The sequence below is a fragment of the Psychrobacter sp. 1U2 genome (assembly GCF_051847575.1).
The window spans coordinates 1-825 of sequence record NZ_JBPYDC010000807.1 but is presented as its reverse complement, the minus strand read 5'-3'; the positions used below and the strand labels follow the sequence as shown (position 1 = coordinate 825).

The window sequence follows — 825 nt, the reverse complement described above, 5'->3', positions numbered from 1 at the left end:
ATGCGTGAAAAAGACTGTAGTACTTATAAATTTCGTACATTGACCAAAGAGCTTGCTCGTTTAATGGCTTATGAGGCAAGTCGCGATTTTGAAATTGAAACTTTTCCTATGCAGGGTTGGTGCGGTGAGATAGAGGGTGAGCAAATCATCGGCAAAACGGCAACCATCGTTCCTATATTACGTGCTGGTATTGGCATGCTTGATGGCGTACTTGACTTAATCCCTACTGCAAAAATCTCTGTCGTAGGTTTACAGCGCGATGAAGAGACCTTACAACCAGTGCCATTTTTTGAAAAGTTCGTCAGCCATATGGACAAACGCCCAGCGCTTATCGTTGATCCCATGCTTGCCACTGGCGGTTCGATGGTTGCTACTATTGATATGTTAAAAAGAAATGGCTGTAAGAGTATCAAGGCTCTGGTGTTGGTTGCGGCACCTGAAGGCGTACGTTTGGTGAATGAAGCTCATCCTGACGTGACTATCTATACGGCTGCATTGGATAGTCATTTGGATGAACACGGTTATATCATCCCGGGTCTTGGTGATGCAGGCGATAAAATCTTTGGTAAGCAGTTATTTAACAAATAATCCAAAAAGTAGTCGTTATAAGAATCGTGACTACAGCTTACGACAGCAATGATAAGGATATAAAATGAACGTATTGATTACAGGCGCAAGTGCTGGTTTTGGTAAAGCGCTGGCTGAGCGTTTGGTTGCCGAAGGTCATCACGTAATTGGCTGTGCCAGACGACTTGATAAACTCACTGCAATGGCTGAAACGTTAGGCGATTTATTTTTACCGGTCGTCATGGATGTCGATGATAC

General features: G+C 43.6%; 2 protein-coding genes. Both read left to right on the top strand.

The genetic code is table 11. From position 1 onward, the window contains the following. Positions 1 to 588, top strand: a 588-nt coding sequence (gene upp / locus ACS8FD_RS18855; RefSeq protein ID WP_439276977.1) for a uracil phosphoribosyltransferase, incomplete at its 5' end; no start/stop codon positions are given. 64 nt (positions 589 to 652) lie between these two features. After that, a partial coding sequence (locus ACS8FD_RS18850; RefSeq protein WP_439276978.1) for an SDR family NAD(P)-dependent oxidoreductase occupies positions 653 to 825 on the top strand: 173 nt, incomplete at its 3' end.